The organism is Lysinibacillus odysseyi 34hs-1 = NBRC 100172 (assembly GCF_001591965.1).
In the GTDB taxonomy this organism is placed as follows: Bacteria; Bacillota; Bacilli; order Bacillales_A; family Planococcaceae; genus Lysinibacillus_B; species Lysinibacillus_B odysseyi.
The window spans coordinates 246,890-268,874 of sequence record NZ_BCVX01000002.1 but is presented as its reverse complement, the minus strand read 5'-3'; the positions used below and the strand labels follow the sequence as shown (position 1 = coordinate 268,874).

20 protein-coding genes are annotated in these 21,985 nt (G+C 40.3%); 13 read left to right on the top strand and 7 right to left on the bottom strand.

The window, feature by feature from the left end; translation table 11 throughout:
- The first annotated feature begins 9 nt into the window (after nt 1–9).
- Complete coding sequence (locus tag BOD01S_RS04115; RefSeq protein WP_036155792.1) at nt 10–1,440, top strand: MDR family MFS transporter; 1,431 nt, start codon at nt 10–12, stop codon at nt 1,438–1,440.
- Between the two features lie 162 nt (nt 1,441–1,602).
- The gene (locus BOD01S_RS04110) at nt 1,603–2,250 is read left to right on the top strand and encodes a FusB/FusC family EF-G-binding protein (RefSeq protein ID WP_036155794.1); all 648 of its coding nucleotides are present in this window, start codon (nt 1,603–1,605) and stop codon (nt 2,248–2,250) included.
- Nucleotides 2,251–2,682: 432 nt separating this feature from the next.
- Here the strand turns inward: BOD01S_RS04110 and BOD01S_RS04105 are convergent, their stop codons facing one another.
- From BOD01S_RS04105 to BOD01S_RS04095, 3 genes are read right to left on the bottom strand one after another with little or no spacing between them, the layout of a single operon-like run.
- Nucleotides 2,683–3,807: a Ger(x)C family spore germination protein gene (locus BOD01S_RS04105; RefSeq protein ID WP_036155796.1), complete on the bottom strand. Its 1,125-nt coding sequence runs from the start codon at nt 3,805–3,807 to the stop codon at nt 2,683–2,685.
- Nucleotides 3,782–4,897, bottom strand: a complete 1,116-nt coding sequence (locus BOD01S_RS04100; protein ID WP_036155798.1) for a GerAB/ArcD/ProY family transporter — start codon at nt 4,895–4,897, stop codon at nt 3,782–3,784. Before BOD01S_RS04100 ends, BOD01S_RS04105 begins: the two co-directional genes overlap by 26 nt.
- Nucleotides 4,894–6,237, bottom strand: a complete 1,344-nt coding sequence (locus BOD01S_RS04095; protein WP_036155800.1) for a spore germination protein — start codon at nt 6,235–6,237, stop codon at nt 4,894–4,896. The genes BOD01S_RS04100 and BOD01S_RS04095 overlap by 4 nt, the downstream gene beginning before the upstream one ends.
- A 392-nt stretch (nt 6,238–6,629) precedes the next feature.
- Here BOD01S_RS04095 and isdC point away from each other — a divergent pair, with 392 nt between their 5' ends.
- The 7 genes from isdC to BOD01S_RS04060 all read left to right on the top strand — a co-directional run bounded on the left by isdC (nt 6,630) and on the right by BOD01S_RS04060 (nt 13,606).
- Nucleotides 6,630–7,373 (top strand): heme uptake protein IsdC, encoded by a 744-nt coding sequence (isdC, locus tag BOD01S_RS04090; protein WP_036155801.1) that lies wholly within the window; start codon nt 6,630–6,632, stop codon nt 7,371–7,373.
- A gap of 31 nt (nt 7,374–7,404) precedes the next feature.
- Nucleotides 7,405–9,225: an NEAT domain-containing protein gene (locus BOD01S_RS04085; protein WP_036155803.1), complete on the top strand. Its 1,821-nt coding sequence runs from the start codon at nt 7,405–7,407 to the stop codon at nt 9,223–9,225.
- A 145-nt stretch (nt 9,226–9,370) separates the two neighbouring features.
- Complete coding sequence (gene isdE, locus BOD01S_RS04080) at nt 9,371–10,267, top strand: heme ABC transporter substrate-binding protein IsdE (protein WP_036155805.1); 897 nt, start codon at nt 9,371–9,373, stop codon at nt 10,265–10,267.
- A 60-nt stretch (nt 10,268–10,327) separates the two neighbouring features.
- Nucleotides 10,328–11,284 (top strand): FecCD family ABC transporter permease, encoded by a 957-nt coding sequence (locus tag BOD01S_RS04075; protein ID WP_036155807.1) that lies wholly within the window; start codon nt 10,328–10,330, stop codon nt 11,282–11,284.
- Between the two features lie 18 nt (nt 11,285–11,302).
- Nucleotides 11,303–12,073, top strand: coding sequence for an ABC transporter ATP-binding protein (locus BOD01S_RS04070; RefSeq protein ID WP_036155809.1), 771 nt, complete (start codon nt 11,303–11,305; stop codon nt 12,071–12,073).
- Between the two features lie 10 nt (nt 12,074–12,083).
- On the top strand, nt 12,084–12,767 hold the full coding sequence (srtB, locus tag BOD01S_RS04065) for a class B sortase (protein ID WP_081977995.1): 684 nt from the start codon (nt 12,084–12,086) through the stop codon (nt 12,765–12,767).
- Between the two features lie 14 nt (nt 12,768–12,781).
- Nucleotides 12,782–13,606, top strand: a complete 825-nt coding sequence (locus BOD01S_RS04060) for an EfeM/EfeO family lipoprotein (protein ID WP_036155812.1) — start codon at nt 12,782–12,784, stop codon at nt 13,604–13,606.
- Between the two features lie 133 nt (nt 13,607–13,739).
- Here the strand turns inward: BOD01S_RS04060 and BOD01S_RS04055 are convergent, their stop codons facing one another.
- The 3 genes from BOD01S_RS04055 to BOD01S_RS23190 form a co-directional block, all read right to left on the bottom strand.
- Nucleotides 13,740–14,057 carry a CotD family spore coat protein gene (locus BOD01S_RS04055; RefSeq protein WP_036155814.1) on the bottom strand — a complete coding sequence of 106 codons (318 nt, stop codon included), beginning with the start codon at nt 14,055–14,057 and terminating at the stop codon, nt 13,740–13,742.
- Between the two features lie 369 nt (nt 14,058–14,426).
- Nucleotides 14,427–14,930: a hypothetical protein gene (locus BOD01S_RS04050; RefSeq protein ID WP_036155816.1), complete on the bottom strand. Its 504-nt coding sequence runs from the start codon at nt 14,928–14,930 to the stop codon at nt 14,427–14,429.
- A gap of 151 nt (nt 14,931–15,081) precedes the next feature.
- The gene (locus BOD01S_RS23190; protein ID WP_169745621.1) at nt 15,082–15,231 is read right to left on the bottom strand and encodes a hypothetical protein; all 150 of its coding nucleotides are present in this window, start codon (nt 15,229–15,231) and stop codon (nt 15,082–15,084) included.
- Nucleotides 15,232–15,460: 229 nt separating this feature from the next.
- Between BOD01S_RS23190 and BOD01S_RS04045 the strand changes: the two genes are divergently transcribed.
- The gene (locus tag BOD01S_RS04045; RefSeq protein ID WP_036155819.1) at nt 15,461–16,849 is read left to right on the top strand and encodes an aldehyde dehydrogenase; all 1,389 of its coding nucleotides are present in this window, start codon (nt 15,461–15,463) and stop codon (nt 16,847–16,849) included.
- Between the two features lie 193 nt (nt 16,850–17,042).
- On the opposite strand, the gene BOD01S_RS04040 is transcribed toward BOD01S_RS04045, so the two are convergent.
- A complete protein-coding gene (locus BOD01S_RS04040; protein ID WP_036155821.1) occupies nt 17,043–18,620 on the bottom strand; it encodes a two-component system sensor histidine kinase NtrB in 1,578 nt (525 codons plus the stop codon).
- A gap of 102 nt (nt 18,621–18,722) precedes the next feature.
- On the opposite strand from BOD01S_RS04040, the gene BOD01S_RS04035 reads away from it, so the two are divergent.
- From BOD01S_RS04035 to BOD01S_RS04025, 3 genes are all read left to right on the top strand, one after another.
- Nucleotides 18,723–19,784 carry a M42 family metallopeptidase gene (locus tag BOD01S_RS04035; protein WP_036155823.1) on the top strand — a complete coding sequence of 354 codons (1,062 nt, stop codon included), beginning with the start codon at nt 18,723–18,725 and terminating at the stop codon, nt 19,782–19,784.
- Nucleotides 19,785–19,786: 2 nt separating this feature from the next.
- On the top strand, nt 19,787–21,256 hold the full coding sequence (locus BOD01S_RS04030) for a UDP-N-acetylmuramoyl-L-alanyl-D-glutamate--2,6-diaminopimelate ligase (RefSeq protein WP_036155825.1): 1,470 nt from the start codon (nt 19,787–19,789) through the stop codon (nt 21,254–21,256).
- A 144-nt stretch (nt 21,257–21,400) separates the two neighbouring features.
- Complete coding sequence (locus BOD01S_RS04025; protein WP_081977996.1) at nt 21,401–21,970, top strand: VanZ family protein; 570 nt, start codon at nt 21,401–21,403, stop codon at nt 21,968–21,970.
- The last annotated feature ends 15 nt before the right edge of the window (nt 21,971–21,985 follow it).

The window sequence follows — 21,985 nt, the reverse complement described above, 5'->3', positions numbered from 1 at the left end:
GTAGGCGACATGAAAGAAAATCAAGTGCAGCCAATTGATATATATGGCAACCAATTTAAACGATCTAGGTTTGTACTCGTTTTATTGGCGGCCACCTTTTTAACGATTATAAACCAGACCTTGTTGGTGACTGCTTTACCTAAGATAATGGGAGATCTAGGTATCAATGCTATAGATGCACAATGGCTGATCACATCATTTATGTTAATCAGTGGCATAATGATTCCCACTTCTGCATTTTTGCTAAATACAATAACTAATAGAACTTTATATTTTATAGCAATGGGCAGTTTTGCAATAGGAACGGTCATTTGTGCACTTAGTACAACATTTACTGTTTTACTATTCGGCCGAATTATTCAAGCGATTGGTTCAGGGTTAATGATTCCTTTAATGCAGACCCTTATGTTTATGGTTTATCCAGCAGAACGGAGGGGCGAAGCAATGGGACTAGTAGGGATTGTTATAGCCTTTTCTCCCGCCATCGCTCCAACAGTATCCGGCTGGATAGTTGATTATTATGACTGGCACTACTTATTTTATATACTTCTTCCACTAGTAGGGGTTAATATTTTGCTAGCAATCTTTTATATGAAAAATATTATTCAATTAACAAAGCCTAGGCTTGATGTTTTCTCCTTATTACTTAGTAGTGTAGGTTTAGGTTCACTTTTGTATGGGATAAGTGTTGCAGGAAATGTAGGGTGGCAGAATAAGACTTCGTGGATAGCTTGTCTAATAGGCATAGCAGTCATATTATTTTTTTCTCTTCGCCAATTAAAATTGGCTCAACCTTTTTTAGAGTTACAAGTATTTAAAAGTAGAACATTTACGTTGTCTACAATCATTGTTGCGATTATTTTTATGACAATGATTGGTTCAGAAATTCTCTTACCTATTTATACACAATCAATAAAGGGATTTTCAGCACTTCAATCAGGTCTAATATTGCTTCCAGGTGCCCTTGTTTTAGGGGTGATTTCACCGGTTGCCGGCAAGCTGTTTGACAAGTATGGAATAAAGAAAATAGCAATTATAGGTATGTTTATTTTAACTATAGCATCATTTCCCTTTTTATTTCTTACGAATGATACAGCAACTTGGTGGATCGTCTGTCTTTATTCATTAAGGATGTTAGGTATGGGGTTAGTAATGATGCCATTAGCTACAGCTGGGATTAATGCATTACCTAATGAGCTAATAAGCCATGGTTCAGCAATTAATAATACTGTGCGCCAAGTGTTTGCTTCATTAGGTTCTGCCATAATGGTAGGGGTTATGTCAGCCACAGTAGCTAGATATTCAAATGATGATGAGGGCGTCTCTGCTTTGTTGAAGGGAATCAATAATGGCTTTATGTCTGCTTTCTTTCTAATAGTTGCAGCCTTTCTTTTATGTCTTTTTATAAAATCAGCAATTCATATAAAAGAGACAGAGTAAATTGTTGTGTAGACTCTTAGTTAGTTAAGAGTATCAAGGCTTAATATGCATTGTGAAAGCATGAGAAGAGATGTAATGGCTAGGACGATAAAAGCATAATTTTTATTTCGATAAATTAAATTGCATTTAAAGATAAGACAAAATGTATGGGAGTGATTTTAAATGACTAAAATAATCCAACCGTTTTTAACGGTTGCTAACTATCATTTACTTGAACAACAAATGAATAAAATTTTGCAAGCACTTGCAACGACAAAAGATAAAGACGTCATACTTGCTGTGCGTGGTATTGTTGAAAGTGAAATTACAGCAAAATTAGTGCTGTCTACTGGGGAAACCGAGTTAGTTGAACAACTTTTTGACGTTACAGATCGGGTACAAGGGGAAGCGTATTTAGAACAATTAAAGCCTTATGTCATCCCCTTTAAAGCAGTTACAGCGAATACAGTGAAAAGCCTATTTAAAAAGGAAAAAAAACTAAAGTTACCGAACCTTGAAGAGATAGATTTTCAGCATATTTGTTATTTAACGTGGAATGATGCTGGTGCACACCGAAAATATGTCTTAATTGATAAAGATGAACAGTTTAAAGCGATTAAAGGTACTATCTCCAATGACACAGTTAAAGGAATATGTGCCATTTGTAACCGACACGCCGAAGTGAACTTATTTACTACTTCAATAAAAGGAAGAGTTGTCGGGACATTTACAAGCCATAGTAATTACATTTGCGTAGATAGCCAAAAGTGTAATCGGCATATAACCGATTTAGAAAAAACGCTAGCTTTTTTCGAGCGTATTACACAATAAGAACCATCCATTAAAGGGGGATTTTGACCCGTAATTCCAAACCCATCTTTATTACAATTTTTAAGACTTATTGAATCTTGAAAAAGATTGAAAAGTTTTGATATATTCAGTTTCATGGTGGATTGTTAAAATAGTACTTTATTATTCTAGATTCGTTTTTACTTAGAAAAGGGAACTTGCTGTTATAACAGTGCATACCAGCTAAAATTATCAAGAAGTAATAGGAATAACTAACGATAAATAGAATATCTGTTGCACTATAGGATGACGGTACTTTGCAGCCAGCTGTAGGTGTACTGTCTCTTTGCTAATATTTGGAAGGAAATAAAGCCGTACAGAAAGGTAAAACTTTCAGTGCGGCTTATTTTTTTATAGGTAGATATAAGATTTGGGAGGTACGAAGCTTTGAGGGGGAGTCATACCTTAAATTTTCTATTGAATAGATCCTGTACTCTTAAGCTGAGGTGTCACAGATAAGTTAATTTTTGCATTTCGGTATGCTTCTTCCCATTCCTCTTTACTCATTCGGCGATTATGAAGTGTTCTAGATCTATAGTCCAATCCAAAACCAAGCGGATCAAACCCGAGCTCTTTCATATCAGTAAAAAATTTCGTAAACTTTTCCTCTGACTCAGCCTTCAATAACTTGTTGTAGAACGGTAAATCCTTACTGTCTAAATTCTTTTTAGACTCTGATATATAACCGTATAACTTTATTTTTATATCGAGCTCAATTTTGTTACCGCCTTTTATAGTGACACTATGTTTCGTTTTTAACCGGTCAATTCTGGCGATAAAATATTCATCGTCTTCATTTATCGCCAGATCTGCTCTATCCGTGCCTTTTGTTAGCATCGTATAAAGTGACGTATTTAAAGGATCAAACTCATGGGGCTCCATACTATCTCTCACTATAAGAGATTTATCTATTTCAAAATGTGAATCCTTCTCATTGATCCTGATGATAGGAAGGACAGGATCAATTCCCCACGCCTTCATGTCCCTTCTAAAGTTGAATAAATAGGTAGTGACAATATATTGGCTCTCTGTCCCGGTATGATCGAAATAGTTAAATAACTCTGGGTAGGCGGAAGTTTCGCCCTGCGGTACCATTTTGATGATTTTTTCAGCAGATGGCCTTCCGACAGCAATCCAGGCAATCATTTGAATGTCCGGTCTTCTTAGCAGAAAGTCTAAAATTTCTTTGCTTTTATCCGCCTGCACTAAATCCTCCCCAATCACAATCAGCTTGGTATGTCCAAACTGCAGCTCCTTGTCCGAATAGGCCTCCATCAAACGGATTGCTTCGGATAGAGTTTCTCCGGCCTGTGTCAGGTAAGAGTATGTGGGCTGCGGTGCATCCTTAAAAGAGCTGGACGGCTCATATAGCTTTAAGGTAATTTTGTAAGGTTTGTCTGCTTCATCAGATTGATCGATCGCAATCATCGCAACGAATACATCCTTATCGATATCTTTAAACTCACAGCCTGACAGAAGAATGAATAGGGGCAGCAGCAATAAAAAGCCCAATCTATTTTTGATTTGCTTGTTCAGCATATTTCATCCTCCGTTTGATAAAGAGAAATAAAAAACACATGGACGGAAAAATGACGATTAATGCGTTATAAAAGTAGTGTGTATAGAGAAATAGCCTGTATTCATTCAACAACTGGACCAGAATTAAGGAGATTCCAATGAAGAAGGGAACAGGGATGAATTTTCCGAATTTTTTTCCCTTGTACTTTATTTTCTCCAGGTTGAAGACAAATTTTAAAAACTCCATGGAGGCATGCCAATGAATTAAAATGCTTAAAAATGCTATGCCTAAATAGAACAATAAGAAAACGAAAAGTACACGTTCGATAATAAAATATTCCATCCTTAAGGAGTCACTTGTAGAAATCCATGGATAAACAAGCTCGCCGATATTTTCCAAGCCATTAAAACCGATTGGGATGAAATATGTTGTAAATAATGTGGCCATTGCTATGACGGCTATTATAAAAATTTGCTTCCAGCCAAACTTTTGCTTCTCTGTAAAGAAGCGATTAAAGATTGTCAGGTTGGCCACTCCTAAAAATAAAAAAAAGCAAGCAGAGAACGCATCTATATTTGGCCATTTATTCACATATAAAGCTGCATCTTTTACATAATCCCATTCTAGATGATCGTTGTTGTAGGCTTTGAAAAAGATAAAAAGAATTAATGGAATGGTTATTAATAAGATAATCTCCACCGTATAGAAAACCCGTTCTGTCTTCATTAAACACCCAAAGATAACAGATAGGATAAGCGTCAAGCTAATAAGGTTGATGGACATTTCAGGTGTCAAGTAGCGAATAAGGAGGAATACAAAAGTAATTAATGTAATGACACCCGCTATAAACCACATGACAGCCAGAAAAAATACAAATGGCCGATAAAACCACGGTGCTGTTGTTTTCTGCAGTAATTCAGGCAATGTACGGCCGGGAAAGGCATTGAAAAAACGTGTATAAACGGTGACAAGAAATGTTCCCACAAATATAGCCAAAATCATGGCAGAAACCGCACCATCTTTATGGGAATGCAAGAGAATAGCGGGAACGGAGGCGATAATATTGGCCACCATATTAATCAAAATCAAGTAGTAATAATATCGGCTCAAGTCTTCCTCTCCCACTTTGACCTATTTTTCGGCGAGGTGTATAGCTGCAGATAAGGCTCACCGAAACTGTCCAAGTTCACTAAATACATAATTAAAACGTAAAGGCCCAGTGTTAAGCCGGCCAGGCCGAATATGGTTGTAACAAAGATAAACAGTAACCGCACGACCCGTATTGAAAATGCCATTTCATTTACAGGAATAACAAAGGTCGAAATAGCGACTGCAGATACAATAATTACCATAATATTGGATGCAAGTGAAGCCTCTGTTACTGCAGTTCCCAGAATTAATCCTCCTACAGTAGTAGCCGTTGCGCTGATTGCCTTCGGAAGACGGATACTTGCCTCTAACAGCAGTTCCATAAAAAACAGCATGAACAGCACTTCGATGAAAGAAGAGAACGGAACTCCTACCCTGCTTCCAGCTATCGTTAGGGCCAATTCGGTTCTAAATACTTCAGGGGAGAAAGAAGTAACACCTACATATAGACCGGGCAGAAGAATACTGATCATTAATCCGGCATAGCGGAGAAATTTTAAAAATATTGAAATGATTAAAGTATGATAATTATCCTCCATTGTGCTCATGTAATCGAAAAAGACTGCCGGCGTAGCTACAGCCTGGGGATTCCCGTCCACTACTAAAATAACTTTTCCACCGGCTATATTGTATACAATCCGGTCGGGACGCTCTGTCATAATCATCTGGGGGAATAGTGACAGCCGTTTATTGTTTAGAAAATTATTTAATTGCGTAGTAGAAGAAACAACTTGTTTATCGACATTTTGAAGTCTTTCTCTAATCGTATCCAGTACGCCGTTTTTGACCTTTTCTTTATCATAAATGATAGCGACTTTATGTTGATTTACTTCTCCTTTAACAACATATTCAACACATAAAGAGGGCTGATGATAATAGGAGCGAATGACATTGATATTCGTCGCCAAGTTATCGCTTAACGCTAATTGAGAGCCATGGATGGTAGTTTCGACAGAGGTGTTATTGACTTTATCATTGGTCGATAATTTAAAATCAAGTAAATACCATTCATTTTGAATGACAGCAACGACACTGCCGTTCATTATTTCGCGCATAACTTGTTCCTTCGTCGTAGCCTCCTGAAATTGAGGCAATGCATGCAAATATAGTTTGAATTGATTTTCTGACGCCATCTCAAAAAAAGGTTTAATTACACTGTTTTGGAGCATTTCCCGATCGATAAGAGGTTTAAGGTAGAATAACTGCATATATTTCTGCTCGTATTCCAATGTTTTCTCAGTCAATTCATTCGTCTGTTTGAATTGATCATTAATCCATTTAACCGCTTCTAATGAAAACATCGTATCCTCCAATCATTTAGTAAGGATTAGTCATATGTTATCCAAATAGATAAATTGCAATTCATAGATGGATATAAATCTTTTATGATTTTTCACTATAATGGAAGCTGTTTTTATTGACATACCTTTGACAAGTAAAAAAAGCAGCCCGAAAATATGAAAGTAAACCAGCTATTGCAAAAACGGCTTTCTACAGGGATCAGTTTTCATAAAAGACGAATCTATAAGCCCGATAAAAGGTAGCCCTTTAGGTTAATGTTAGAAAAATGTGACGAAAAGTTGTTGGAATGTGACAAAAGTGTAAATTTAAATGGAATTCTAATTGAGAATAAATCTTATTTATGGCATTCTAGTAGATGGAAATCATTTTAGAAGGAGGGAACAGTAGGAAAATGAGAAAGTTTTTTCTTGCAGCCGTAACGGTTATGTTTATGTTATTCCTCTTCTTGCCGGCTACTACAAAGGCAGCAGTGGCAGATGGTACATATAATGTCAATTACCAGGTAAACAAGCCGGGCAGCAACTCTGCTTCGATGGCTAATGACTATTTTTTAAAACCCGCTAAGCTTACTGTAAACAATGGGAAAATGTCGATTCAGCTGACGATCAAAAACAGCGCCTGGGTGACCCAGTTCAATCCGCCGGGAGGGGCAGCCGTAATCAGCTCAAATACAGGGGCTGATCAACGAGTTGTCCAGTTTGGAATTGGTACATTTAATCCGTTAACAGTAGGGTTGAAGATAGACATTGAGGATATCGATTACCATCATTCCTATAGTGTAGATTTTGTTTTCGATAGTTCTGGACTGCCGGAAGCAAAGCAGCAGACACCACCGGCATCAGTTCCAGCCAGCAATACAGAGGTAAAGCCAGCTCAACCTTCATCGTCAGGAAGTAATACTTCTTCAAATAATCAGCCTGCCACAAATGAAAAGGTACATAACGCTTCCGTAAGTGAGCAGTCAAAACCAACAGCCAATGAGACAGACGCTTCACAAACGACAGCGGATAATACGAATCAACAGCAAACAGCACCGGCTGAAGAGGTAGAAAATCCAGAGACGAGCGATGCACTGCCACTAGCTTCTCTTGTGGCATTCATAGCAGCGGCAATTATTTTTATCCGAACAAAATAACCAAAACTAAATGAATTTGGAGGAACAAGCAATGACAAAGAACCGTAATACAAAAGTGGCATTAGTAGCATTGATGGCTGTATCAGCTATTACACCTGCTGCCGTATCTGCAAATGCAGGTGAAACACAAAATGTAAATGGAACGGATGCAACTACAAAGAATACTGCCGCTCCGGCGACTGAAACGGCAGTACGTACGATTGACTTTACGCTTACAGATGAAACGGGTATGCTATCCCGTTATGTAAAAAGTCCCGGTAAGTTAATCGAAAGAGAAGGACAATACTATATCCAGCCGGAAATTAGTGAGGCTGCATTGGCAATGATTACAGATGCGAAAATCGGAGATACACCAATCATTCACACGTACGGCGACGTAAAGATGGTATTGATTCCTGTAGGGAAAGACTTTGCTCCGGTTAAAGGTGCGTTGACACTTCAGTCTCCGGGTTATAAAGGCACAGTTGATTTCACTCTAACTGCTGACCCAGCTACAATTAAAGAGGTAAAGGATGAAAAACCTGAAGAAAAGCCGGAAGAAAAACCGACGAAGCCGTCTACTCCGTACGGTGATATTGCTGATGGTAAATACGAAGTAACATTTGATGCTTATAACCCAAAAACAGGTGAGGGCAATTACGCAGCTATTACGAATCATTTAAATGAAAAAGCTGTATTAGTTGTGGAAAAAGGAAAGTACTTCCTGGAAGTCAGTGCGACAGAAAAATCAAATGGCATGATTGCAGAATATCAGGTATTGGCAGGGGACAAGTATGTAAAGGCGGAAACAGTTTCCGGCTCTCAAGCAAAATACCCGCATGTTGTACGACTGCCTTTGACATCTCTAAATGATTTAACGACTGCTAAATTACATGTTGTAGCCGGTACGCATGATGCATGGTATGACTTCCAAATCGCGGTGGATAAAGGTCTTGATTTACCGAAAAAGGAAGAATCCGCTGATGAGACGGTAACACTGCCTGCTTATGTCTACCAGGACGGACTACAAGACTTGTCAATTATGCATGGAAAATACTTGGCGGATAAGGTGAAAGTGACGGCAACAGAGACTGGCTACAACGTTGATGTGACATTCCCGGAAGGTCAGCATTTAAATGGCTTTACTGTAGAGGGCGCAACAGTGGCGAAGAAATCCGAAAATAAGGTTGACGGTAATACAGTAAAAGTATACACGCTATCAGTAGATGATTTATCAAAAATCTACACAGCAACTGTTGATTTATCAGTGCGTGTTGGTGACTTTTCATATGATGAAAAATACAATATTCAATTACAGTTCGGCGGTATGAAAAACCCATTCGGAGATATCCAGAAGCTGGCGAATTATGGCGCCATTGTTTCTTTATACTCCCAAGGGATTTTCAAAGAAAGCGAGAAATTCAACCCGTATACGACAACAACACGCTACCAATTCTCCTTAATGCTATTCCGTGCGTTAGACTTGGAAGTACCTGAAACAACAGGCTTTAAAGATATTACAACACTGGATGCAGAAGCACTTTCTGCGATTAAGGCACTGAACAGCTATGGTGTTATCAATGGGGTGAATAAAGAGACATTCGCACCGAACAACAAAATCACACGTGCGCAAACAGCTAAAATGATTTACCGTCTGTTGGAGAAGGAAGGCTACAAGCCTGCAGCAGATGCAAAAATGCCATTTAGCGATGTCCCTGCAAATGACCAAGAGTTAAATAAGGCAGCAGCCCAATTACATGCACTAGGCATTATGACAGGATCTGCCGGCAAATTAAATCCAGGGGCACCACTTACACGTGACCAGATGGCAAAAGTGTTAAATAACGCTTTGGAAGTGCTTGGAAACCTATAAACAATGCCGTAGACAGACAGCTTCCTCCCCATGTGAGAGGGAGCTACTGTCATATTTACAACTATTCAATTGACGTAAATTTCCATCAATTGTGTTAGTAGAAGATGAAACTTTACTTCAATTTGAATAAGCAGGGGGAAATGACATGAAAAAATGGTTATGGGGCTTGTTTTTTGTCCTAGCTATGCTCGCGGGCTGCGGCGGTAATGAAGGGACAAATGAAAAAGCAGCAGCCAATACAGCAAAAGAAACGATGGATACGCAGGGCGAGTACCGCATTATTGCAGGGACGGTTGTACTTGCCGAGATTCTAGATCGCCTGAACCTTGATGCGGTCGCCATCCCGGAAACAGAGAAGAAGTTACCGGCACGTTTTGATGGATTGCCGACGATTGGCAATGCTATGAGCCCTGACGCGGAAATCATCAAATCATTGAATCCGACAGAGGTATTATCCGTTTCTACATTGGAATATGATCTCAAGGATTCATTTGAGCAATATAAAATCCCCGTTGATTTCGTTGATTTGACAAGCATTGATAGTATGCTGGACGAAATCGGGCAAATCGGTGAAAGATATAACCGCAGCCAGGAAGCGGCGGATTTAGTGAAGGAACTCAAGAAGGAAATTGAAAAGGTAGAGCTTGTGGCAGATGAAAATGAAAAGCCTAAGGTATTAATCCTGCTTGGTGTGCCGGGAAGCTATTTAGTAGCGACAGAGCATTCATATGCTGGAGACCTAGTGCGTATTGCCGGTGGAGAAAACGTGATGGCCGGGCAGGATGCGGAGTATTTGGCATCCAATACAGAATACTTATATGACGCTAATCCTGATATTATCCTGCGCTTGGCACATGGCATGCCTGAAGAGGTTGTGAAGATGTTTGATGAGGAATTTAAAAAGAATGATATATGGAAGCATTTTAATGCGGTGAAAAATGATCGTGTCTATGACTTGGAGGAAGAACTTTTCGGTACAACAGCGGCTTTGAATGTTCCGGAAGCCCTTGATACTTTGGTAGAGCATTTCTATAACGAGTAGTGGCAGCATCTTACCAGTCTTGCTGCTTTCATATAGACAGGAAATAAAGGATGTTTTGTTGTGACGAAAAAAATAGGAAGTTTCATTGCCATAACGGTGCTGTTATGTATGACTATCATATATGCGGCTACTACGGGCAGTGTCCAACTCAGTTATATGGAGTTTCTGACTGGATTATTTGATAGCACAAACGAAAAAATGGCAGCTATTCGGGATTTACGTTTCCCACGTATTTTTGTAGCTATTTTTGCAGGGGCGGCTCTTTCAGTAGCAGGGGTGCTCCTACAGGCAATTATGCGTAACCCGTTGGCGGATGCAGGGATTATCGGTATTTCCTCAGGAGCTGCTTTTACAAAGCTGTTTATCGTTTCGTTTTTCCCGACTTACTTCTTCCTTTCGCCGATTGCCGCTTTTGTTGGAGGGGCAATAGCGTGCTTACTTGTTTTTATGTTGTCATGGAAGTCCGGGTTAAATCCATTGAAATTAATTCTTGTCGGGATTGCAATCAATGCGATGTTTTCTGGCTTAACAGAAGCACTTATCAGCTTTGGGGCCTCTTCAGCAGGTGCCATTACATCCAGCCTGACATTGAAAACTTGGGATGACGTAACAGTCATTGCTACATACGGATCAATTGGTCTTGTCCTCGCACTTACAATGTACGCATGGTGTAATGTACTTGTTTTATCTGATAAAACTGCTAAAAGCATTGGGTTTCATGTAACGGGCGCACGCATCGCTATAGCAGCTGTCGCTGTTTTATTATCAGCTGTTTCTGTAGTAGTTGCAGGTGTAATCTCATTTGTCGGTATCCTTGTCCCGCATATTGCCCGCAGATTAGTCGGTCATGATCACAAACTATTGATTCCTTTTACTGCCTTGCTAGGAGCATTCATTATTTTGCTCGCTGATACACTCGGGCGTACAGTACTGTCACCGATGGAAATACCGGCATCAACGATTATGGTTATCATTGGCGGGCCATTTCTCATCTTCCTGATCCGCAAAGATAAATAGAAAAGAGTGACAAACGAAATGGAGATTAATCAAGTAACTGTTTCGCATGATGGCACAAAACGTCATTTGAACAGTGTCACAACAGCGATACAAAAAGGAAAAGTTACGACCATTCTCGGTCCGAATGGCTGCGGGAAATCCACCCTGCTGAGTGTCATGTCACGTAATAACAGGCCGGCAGAGGGACAGGCACGTCTTGAACACCGTGATTTGACAGATTACAAGCCAAAGGAATTCGCCAAGAAATTTGCAATCGTTTATCAGCAGAACGATATACCGCAGGATTTGACCGTAGAAAAGCTTGTTATGTTCGGTCGTATGCCCTATTCCTCTTTATTGAAAAAGCGAACGCAGGAAGATGAGGAAGCAGTGATATGGGCATTAGCGTGTACAAATTTGCTGGAAAAACGAAAGCAGAATTTAGCAGCTTTATCGGGTGGAGAGCGGCAGCGCGTCTGGATTGCCATGGCATTAGCGCAAAAATCGGAAATGCTATGTCTGGACGAACCGACAACCTATTTGGATATTTATTATCAGCTGGAATTGCTTGAACTGATAAAGGAGCTGAATGAGCGGTACGGCCTTACAATTGTTATGGTACTCCATGACATCAATCAGGCAATCCGCTACAGCGATCATATTATTTTAATGAATGAAGGCAGGATTGTGGCGGAGGGTGAGCCGAGAATGGTTATTACAAAAGCAGTCATTAAAGAAGTATACGGTGTCAATGCAGTGTTTCACGAGGACGAGGAACTGGGCCTTTATATGATACCGTTAAATATTTAAGGAATATAAAATGAAAAGAATAATTCAGTTGGCCTGCATCGTCGTGATGTTTTATGCAGGAGGGCACATTGTGCGTTATATATATTCGTATGTGAAGATTGAGAATGAGCTGGAGGAGATCCAGCAGTTTGCCGGGGTTGGAAAGCTGGAGGAGCTCCGAAAGGTAAACCCGCGTATAATCGGCTGGCTCACTTTAGAAGGGACAAGGCTGGATAATCCTGTACTCCAGGCAGAGGACAACGAATTTTATCTGCGGCATAATTATATGGATAAAGAAAGCCGTGGAGGGAGTGTTTTCATGGATTATCGCAATAATTCCCTACATGACCGGCATACGATTTTTTATGGCCATGTTCTTAGAAACGGCACGATGTTTGGAAGTCTGGCAAAGTTTGCTGACCAATCCTACGCAGAAGCACATCCAGTATTTTATTATGAAACGCCTGAGAGGCAGTACGAGTTTCAAGTATTTGCTGCTTATGAAACAACGACTGATTTTTATTATATTGAAACCGATTTTACTGATGAATCGTATGCTGCTTTTTTAGAAGAAATTCAGAGTCGGTCTGCTATTACGATGCCTGTAGAGGTGCGTGAGGAAGACCAAATCGTGACATTTTCAACATGTACGACTTCTATCAATGATAAGGAACGGTTTGTTGTGCATGCGAAAGTAGTAGAAAGGATGGAATAGTAGAGGTGGGAAAGATGACATTTAAAAAAGGGCTTGCTGCTGTTATTTTGGCAGCGTCCATGCTTGGAGCATGCGGCAGTGACAAACAAGAAGAAACAAAAGAGGAGCAAGTAATAAAAGAAGAGATTGATTTATCTTCTGAAGCAGAACAGTTCCGTGCTTTTGCAATCGAACAGATGGAGCCATTCATTGCGGATGCAGAGATGCTGGCAGGGTATGTAAAGGAAGGAAAGCTGGAAGAAGCACAGAAGCTGTACCCGCTTGTCCATATGTACTATGAACGGCTACAGCCGGCAAAAGCAAGCTTTGCTGCATTAGATGCAAAGATTGATACCCCCGTTTTACGTAAAGACGAAGAGACAACAGGGTTCCGCCGTCTGGAGTACGGCTTGTTTAAGCAAAAGAAAACTACCGGATATGAAGCTGCGGCAGAGGAGCTTGTGGCCGATATTAAAAAGCTGAATGAAAAGCTGCCGGAAGTGGAGCTGGACGGCAAACAATTAGTGAATGATACAGAGGGTATGCTGGCTCAAATAATCGATGAACAGCTGGCAGAAAAGGAAGTAAGCTATGCAGGCAACTATCTTTACGATATAAAAGCGAATATCGAGGCACTAGAGGAAATAGTAAATATTTTCATGGCCCGTGCAGATACGGAAAAAGCAGCGGCAGTTACAGAGAAAGTGAAGAAGTTAAATGAAATCATCGCCTATTATGAGATTGGCAAGGAAGACTATGTTAACTACAGCCTCTTTACGAGTAAGCAGAAACAGGAGCTGATTGATGCACTTTCAGCGGTTCGTCAGGCACTGGAAAAGATGAACGCAACGATAGCTTAAAAATCAGTGAAGGAATGCAGGAGAGCCCTGAAGTTACTTAAAATTCAAAAACCGGCACTTTTGGTCTTTTCAGAACAGAAAGTGCCGGTTTCTTCTGTACAAACCTTCAAACTCTTGGCAATAGCTGAAAGGGTTATCGACGTCTTCTTCTTGAGGAACCCCAGCCTGGATAAGGCGTGCCGCAAATTGTATTTGTTTCGCAGCATTCATTTACTACAGATTCAGTATGTGGGAAATAGTGTTGATTATGAATCATGTGTCTGTTGACTGTTGTAGTATGGGACGGATGGATATGCGGTACGTAAGTGTTGAAAATATTTGTGCGCACAAATTCCTGTGTCGGCGAAACAATCGGTGGATCATAGGTAGCAGGGGAATTTTGAGGTGGGAAGTTATAAGGCGCTCGGCCGAAGCCTCTTCTGCCTTGGTTGAACCAGTTTCCTCCGTACATAGGTAAGCCTCCTTTTTCCTATAATGTGAGTCCTTATTAACATATGATCATGTGTCTTTGCTTGTATAGTTATATACCTATTTCTCCTAATAAAAACAATCATACACTCAGCATTAGACGAAAATGAATTTGTTCAATAGCACAGCCTGCATTCACCATAGGTGAAAAAATAGGGCGAATGATGCTATAGACAGGCATTTTCCTATTATAGAATATTGAGGGTTAGTACTGGTAGAAAGGGTGAGGAGCCGGTTTTTCTAAAGTAGAAATAGGCTTTTATGTCGGCAGATTGAAGAATTGAAAGAAGAAAGGGAGAATCCAAAGGTGTTTGTCCTGCCTAGGATATCTCCCACCGCACAGAACGGCTGTTTATTGCAGCGCTTTATGCTCCACATATTTAGAAGTGATGGAAGGTAATTCACTATAGCGAATCGTATGTAACTCGTCAAGCTCCTCTTTTTTAAGTGTAAGGGACAATACTTCAGCATTTTGGTCTTCCAGCTGCATAAACCAGGAAATGGTGAACGTCTCAATCGATCCAATCTTTTGAACATCCTGCAGCAGATCATATGTATTCTTTAGGAGCGTATCCTCCGTCGCAGATTCAGTTGTTTGGAGCTGCAGCAATGCATCCTCCCGCATCTCGTCAGGAGAGACTTGAATATCTAAAATGGCGTCTTCTTCCAGATGCTTTCCGGCAATGTCAGCAAGTGATGTCATAGTTGCGTAACCAGGCGTCTTTTGGGCAGCTTTTTCTTCTAAACTTGCCCGCTCTACTTCGCTTGGCTTACCAGAAAGAAAAATGCTAACTCCCCCTAAAATAATCAAACCTACTAAAAATACCATATACAGCTTTGTGAACTTTCTAAACATGACTTTCCCCCGTGTTCTTAATCCATCTCTTTAGCGATTATACGAAGGATGAGAAGGAAATGCAAAGCGGAGGGGGTATAAAATCATGTTAAAAAGCGCAGCATAGCTTTTTAGTCAGCTTGTCCGCGCTTTGGGTTACATTTTTATTTAGTTACATTTCATTTTCATCTTGAATTTCAGGCAATTGTTCCTTGAAATAGAGGAATGATTCATCTTCTAGTTGATGCAGTTTTTTCTCGTCGATTCCAATTGCAAGTACGCCAGAAAAAATTGTCTCCCACCATGTCTCTGTAATAATCATAAAAATTGCCTCCTTCATTTAGTGGAAATATAAATATCCGTCTTGTTGTTGATAAACTTTACCCTAGCGATTTTGTTTGTAAACATACAGCGCAAGTGTTACGATTTTTTGTAGCAACATGCATCATCGGAAAGGGTCTAACATTACCGATGTAATGTATATATAGTTAATATGTGAGCAAGCAGTTGGATTATGCATTTAAATTAAAAAAAGAGGGGGAAAATAGACAATGAATTTTACGCAGACAGATGTAGAAAATATGATTGAAGAGCAGCGGACGTATTATTTTACACGGGCTACAAAGGATGTAGAGTTTCGCAAAGCACAGCTTGTTAAACTAAAAGAAACAATCAAAAAGTATGAAAAAGATGTGATCCAGGCTTTGAAGCTGGATTTGAACAAAAGTGAATTTGAAGCCTATGCAACAGAAATCGGAATTGTTTATGACTCCATAACTTATATGCTGGATCATCTAGAGGAATGGATGAAGCCTGAAGCAGTAAAAACGCCCATTCAGTTCCAGCCGGGTAAGAGCTTTATTGTACGGGAACCTTATGGCGTAGTATTGATTATTGGTCCGTTCAATTATCCATTCCAGCTTGTGATTGAGCCATTACTTGGTGCTATTATTGGCGGCAATACAGCCATTGTAAAGCCTTCTGAGTCGAGCGTTCATACAGCAGCGATTTTAAAGACGATTTTGGGAGAAGCATTTGAGCCTCAATACGTTCGTGTAGTCGAGGGCGAGAAGGAAGAAGTGACAGCACTTATCCATGCTTCCTTTGACTATATTTTCTTTACAGGGAGCGTAGCTGTCGGCAAAATTGTAGCGAAGGCTGCTGCTGAAAGATTGACACCAATTGCTCTGGAGCTGGGCGGTAAAAGCCCGGCAATTGTAGATCAAACAGCAAATCTTGATGTAGCTGCCAAACGCATTGCCTGGGGAAAATTCAATAACGCCGGCCAGACATGTGTAGCACCGGATTATGTGCTTGTGCAGCGATCTGTTTATAAAAAGTTTGTGCAGAAGCTGCAAAAAGCACTTACACAATTTTATGGAAAAGACCCGCAGAAAAGTAAAGATTATGGCCGTATTATTAATGAACGACAATTTCAGCGCCTGCAGTCCATCTTAGACGAGGAAGCTGGAAATATTACATTTGGTGGACGGACAGACAGCGCCGATTTATATATCGAACCTACTATTTTAGAAAATGTGGAGTGGTCCAGCCCGTCAATGGAGGATGAGCTGTTTGGACCAATTATGCCAATTATGGCTTATGAGGACTTGCCACGTGTCATCCATTGCGTCCGGCAGTTGCCGAAACCTCTTGCAGCTTATTTATTCTCGGAAAATGAAGGGGCCATTGAATACTTCCTGGAGGAGCTGCCGTTCGGCGGTGGCTGCATTAATGATGTCATCACACATGTAGGAAATGCCCATCTGCCATTTGGCGGTGTTGGTCCTTCCGGAGTAAAGGCTTATCATGGGAAGGCAAGCTTTGAAAACTTTACGCATCCAAAATCTATTTTAAAACGGTCATCCAAGCTTGCGAATAATCTGTTATTCCCGCCTTATAAGAAAAAGGTAAAATTGATCCGGACAATTATGAAATAATAGCTGTTAGAATTTACGACCGGCTGAGCCAGCGAAGAGTTTTAGCTGAAAGAATGCCGAATTGCTTCAAAAAGTAAAAAATAAGCCAGGCGGAAAAAATTCCTCCCTGGCTTTTTACATATGCCTGCATTTTTGTTAGAGATGATGGATAACAGGTTATTGAAAACTATTTCATTTGCCGCAAATAAAAGCTTTATTTGTCCGAAAGCAGAAGCGGAAGGGAGATGGAAATCTCTGTTCCGATCTGTTCCTGACTACATATTGTAATGGTTCCCATATGTTCTGTAATAATTTTGTTAGCAATCATCATCCCAAGGCCAGTACCCGTTGACTTCGTAGTATAGAATGGTTCGAAAATACGCTCTAGCAGGTGCGGGGGGATGCCAAGGCCAGAATCCTTAAGAGAAACAATGATATGCTTCTTCTCTTTCCTCAAGAGGATGCGGATGCTGCCTTCCTTATCGATTGCTTCCATTGCATTTTTCAGCAGGTTGATGAGCACCTGCTTGATCTGATTAGCATTCCCGAGAATGACAGCTGTTTTTTCTTCAGTCTCCATAAAAAACTGTATATGACGGCTTTGGAGTTCGAATGAAAAGAGTTTTGCTACATCGTCCAGCAAAGGGCAAATATCGAATGGCTTATATGTATTTGCTTGAGGACGCGAAAGGACGAGAAAGTCTGAGATAATCATATCGATCCGTTCAATTTCGGGCTGAATCAATCCTGTATAGCTGTAATAAGGAGAATCTTTATCAGAAGCCATCATTTGAACGAACCCCGAAACAACAGTCATTGGATTGCGGATTTCATGGGCTACTTCTGCAGCAATTTCCCCAGCCAGCTTTAACTTTTCAGATTGCATGATTAATCTCTCGTTTTCTTTAATCAGTGAGATATCCCGTGAGATTACAGAAATCGCAATCATTTCAGCGTATTCATTATAGATAGGGGATAAGGAAATTTGCGCATCGAATATCGTCCCGTCCTTTTTCATGTCTTGCGTATCTAGAAGGTGAAAGCGTTCACCCTTCATCAGCCGTTTTAAACGTTCTCTTGCTGCTACTTCGTTAACAGGCGGGACAAGCGGTAAGGAACGGCCAATACATTCTTCCCGGCTCCAGCCGTATAATCTTTCAAATGCCGGGTTTACTTCAATTACTTTTTCTTCTAAATCGAATACGGCAATAGCATCTTCAGCCTGCTCAAAAAACAAATGTAAGTACGCTTCCTTCGAAGAAAGCCTTCTTTCTCTTTCAAGGTTAGCATGCTCGGCCGTTTTCCAAAATTGGCGTATATATATTATTTGGATGGTTCCTAATGCGACAATCAGCAATAGGACGAATATATACAGCGGATTGACAGCAGAAGACGGGAGATACATAGACTCGAAGAAATAAAATAGAATGAAGGCAACCTGAATAGTACTACAAAGCGATGCAATCATCGTAATAATAAATGATTGATAGATGCTCGCCATGATAATGAAAATTAGGAACCAATAAAGAGCAAAGATTTGCGGATCACTTATTATACTCAATACAATAAGACTATTCCATGTAATTAATAGAATGAAGCGCATGACGGTAGGCGATATTTTAAAACGAAATAAAATGCCTACTAGTATAATGGCGGCACCGGCAATAAAGGGATAATAGTGGTTATATTTAAATATTCCTGTAATGATTGTTATAAAATATATAGAAAAAGCAACGGTCATCGAAAAATAAATGAATAAATTACGTTTATGCAAAATTTCTAATTGTTGCATTCTGCACCTCAAATCACGTTAATATTTTCATGATACATGATTTCCCTGTGTCGAGAAACGCCGAATTTTGTTATGATAAATAGAATTGAGGGGGTATTTGACATGAACTACAAGTTTAACGAAGAAAACACTGTGAATTTGTTAGAAAAGTTGGTAAATATAGCAAGTCCTTCTGGCTACACGACAGAGATTATGCGCTTTATGGGCAAATATCTACATACTTTAGGGATTGATTATAAAAAGACGAATAAAGGCGCCTTGATCGTAACGTTCGAAGGGGAAAATAAAGAAAAGCAGCGTCTATTAACAGCCCATACGGATACATTAGGGGCTATTGTAAAAGAGGTAAAATCAAGTGGCCGCTTAAAATTGGGAATGATCGGTGGTTTTAATTGGAATGCCGTAGAAGGAGAATACTGCACAATTCATACTGCTGCGGGCGAGAAAATTCGTGGTACAATTTTAATGCACGAAACAACGGTCCATGTGTATCGCGGGGCAGATCAGCTAAAGCGTGATGAAAACCATATAGAGGTAAGAATTGATGCAAAGACCTCTTCCTCTAAAGAGACACGTGAATTAGGAATTGAAGTAGGAGACTTTGTATCTTTTGATGTACGCTTTGAAAAGACGGAAACAGGTTTTATTAAATCCCGCCATCTGGATGACAAAGCAAGCACGACACTTCTGTTGGAAGTGATAAGATATTTAAAGGAAAACGATGTAACATTGCCATATACAACGCATTTCTATATTTCGAATAATGAAGAAATCGGCTATGGAGGAAACTCGAATATTCCGGAAGAAGTGGTTGAATATATAGCAGTCGATATGGGCGCAATAGGGGATGGCCAGGCAAGTGATGAGTATACCGTCTCTATTTGTGCGAAAGATTCCAGTGGTCCTTATCACTATGAATTAACCCGGCATCTTGTGGAACTGGCAAAGGCAAATCAGATCGATTATAAGCTCGATATCTATCCTTATTACGGCTCTGATGCCTCCGCTGCTATCCGTGCAGGGTACGATGTCCGTCACGCGCTGTTTGGCCCGGGAATAGAGTCAAGTCATGCTTATGAACGGACACATATTGACTCACTGAAAGCTACAGCACAACTGATATTTACTTATATTATGTCACCACTAGTTGAAATGGAGGATTAAGCATGTATGCAGAAGAAATTTTAAGCGCTCTTCCGCACAAAAAAATCATTGGGCGTTTGCCGAATAATATTAAAGATATTGCTATAGATTCGCGTGGGGTACAGCCCAGCACGCTTTTCATCTGTATTAAAGGGTACACGGTAGATGGGCATGACTTTGCCCAAAAAGCTGTCGATGCAGGGGCTACCATCGTTGTAACAGAACGTGCCCTTGATTTAAAAGGAAATGTTGCGCAAGTTGTCGTTGATAGTACAGACCGGGCGCTCGGATTATTAGCGGCGAAGTTCTTTGATTACCCATCAAATGATTTAACGATGATCGGTGTAACAGGAACAAACGGCAAAACGAGTGTAGCTGGTATCGTCCACAATATTTTAGTGGGCTTGGGGGAAAAATCCGCACTTTCTGGTACGATTGGTTTTAATCTAAACGGCGTACTGTATGAATCGGCTAACACAACGAGTGATGCTCTTAATACACAGCAGATGATCTTCCGTGCAAAAATGGAAGGCTGCCGCGCGATGGTCATGGAAGTGTCCTCGCACGGCTTGGTTCTTGGCCGTTTAGCAGGAGTGGATTATGATGTGGCGATCTTTACCAACCTGACACATGATCACCTGGACTTCCATGGCACGATGGAGGAATACGGCAATGCAAAAGGCTTGTTGTTTTCTCAGCTTGGACAGGATTTATCGAAAAACAAAAGTGTCATTTTAAACGCAGACGATCCTTGGAGCGAGCGCTATGCAAAGCTGACGCCGTTTCCTATTTGGACATACGGGCTGAAAAATCAGGCGTTATTTAGTGCACAAAATATCCGCTACGAAAATGGCATGACTTATTTTGATATGCTGACACCTGAGGGGATTTTCCCGGTAGCTATGCATTTGCTGGGGGAATTTAATGTTTATAATATCCTCGCTGCTACAGCAACCTTTTACTCCCGTGGTTTTGCGTTAGAGCTGATTATAGAACAAATTGAAAATCTTTCACCTGTAAAAGGCCGGATGGAGAAGGTACATACGGAGCTGCCGATCCAGATTTTCATCGATTACGCGCATACACCAGATGCTATTGAAAAAGCAATCGATGCGGCACTTCCCTACAAAAAGGAAGGAAGTAAGCTTATTTTCCTTGTGGGAACAGGTGGAAACAGGGATAAGTCAAAAAGGCCGGCAATGGCTGAGAAAGCTTCCATAGCTGATTATGTTATACTAACAACAGACGATCCGCGCTATGAAGCATATGACAGCATCACCAGTGATCTGGCAAAAGGAATGCTTCATGACAACTATGCGTGCATTGGTGACCGTGCTGAGGCAGTTCGGCATGCAGTAGAAATTGCAGACCCCGGTGATATTATTATTTTTGCAGGAAAAGGGCATGAAGATTATCAGATTATCGAAGATAAAAAATATCCACACAGTGATGCGCAAATCGCTATCGAAGCGGGTAAATTAAAATTCGTATAAGAAAAGGGGGCTCGTCCTACATGGACAGCCCTCTTCTTTTTGGAGGAGAGATTTAGCCGGGCAGCCTTCCCTTGTCAGCTTTAAAGAGAGGAAATAAGGAAACTTTCATGGAAATAAAACGTGATACACTAAGAGGTGAACAGGATGATTGAACAATTTTTACAAAGCACAGCGGCTTATTGCATAATCCTGACACCGGTTTATGTCATTGCACGCTTTCTTTGGTTAAAAAATAAGAAAAAGAGCTTCATCAGAGAAATAGTGATGTTATTGTTCTTTTTCTATAGTGTTAGTATTTTTTCACAAACCATTATCCCGCAATTTTGGATAGAAAACGGCCATATTAAAGTGGCTACCCACACATACAGAAGCAATAACCTCGTCCCTTTTGCAACGATTTCTGCTTATACAGAGCTGCTACAAGGGCCGCTTGTCCGTATTGCCTTTTACAATTTAGCAGGGAATGTAGTTCTCTTTATCCCATTCGGCTTTTTTATCCCCCTTGTATGGCGCTTCTTCAGGAAATGGGGGAAAATGATTATCGTATCCCTTGCCATTCCGTTATTTATTGAAGGGATTCAGTATTTTATCGGCAGAAGCACCGATATCGATGATGTCATATTGAATGCACTCGCTATCCTGATCGGTTATTTGCTTTACCTGATACTCGCTTGGTTTAGTAAATTTATGAAGAATGAGCAAAAAAGGTTGTAACGGGCAGTATAACTC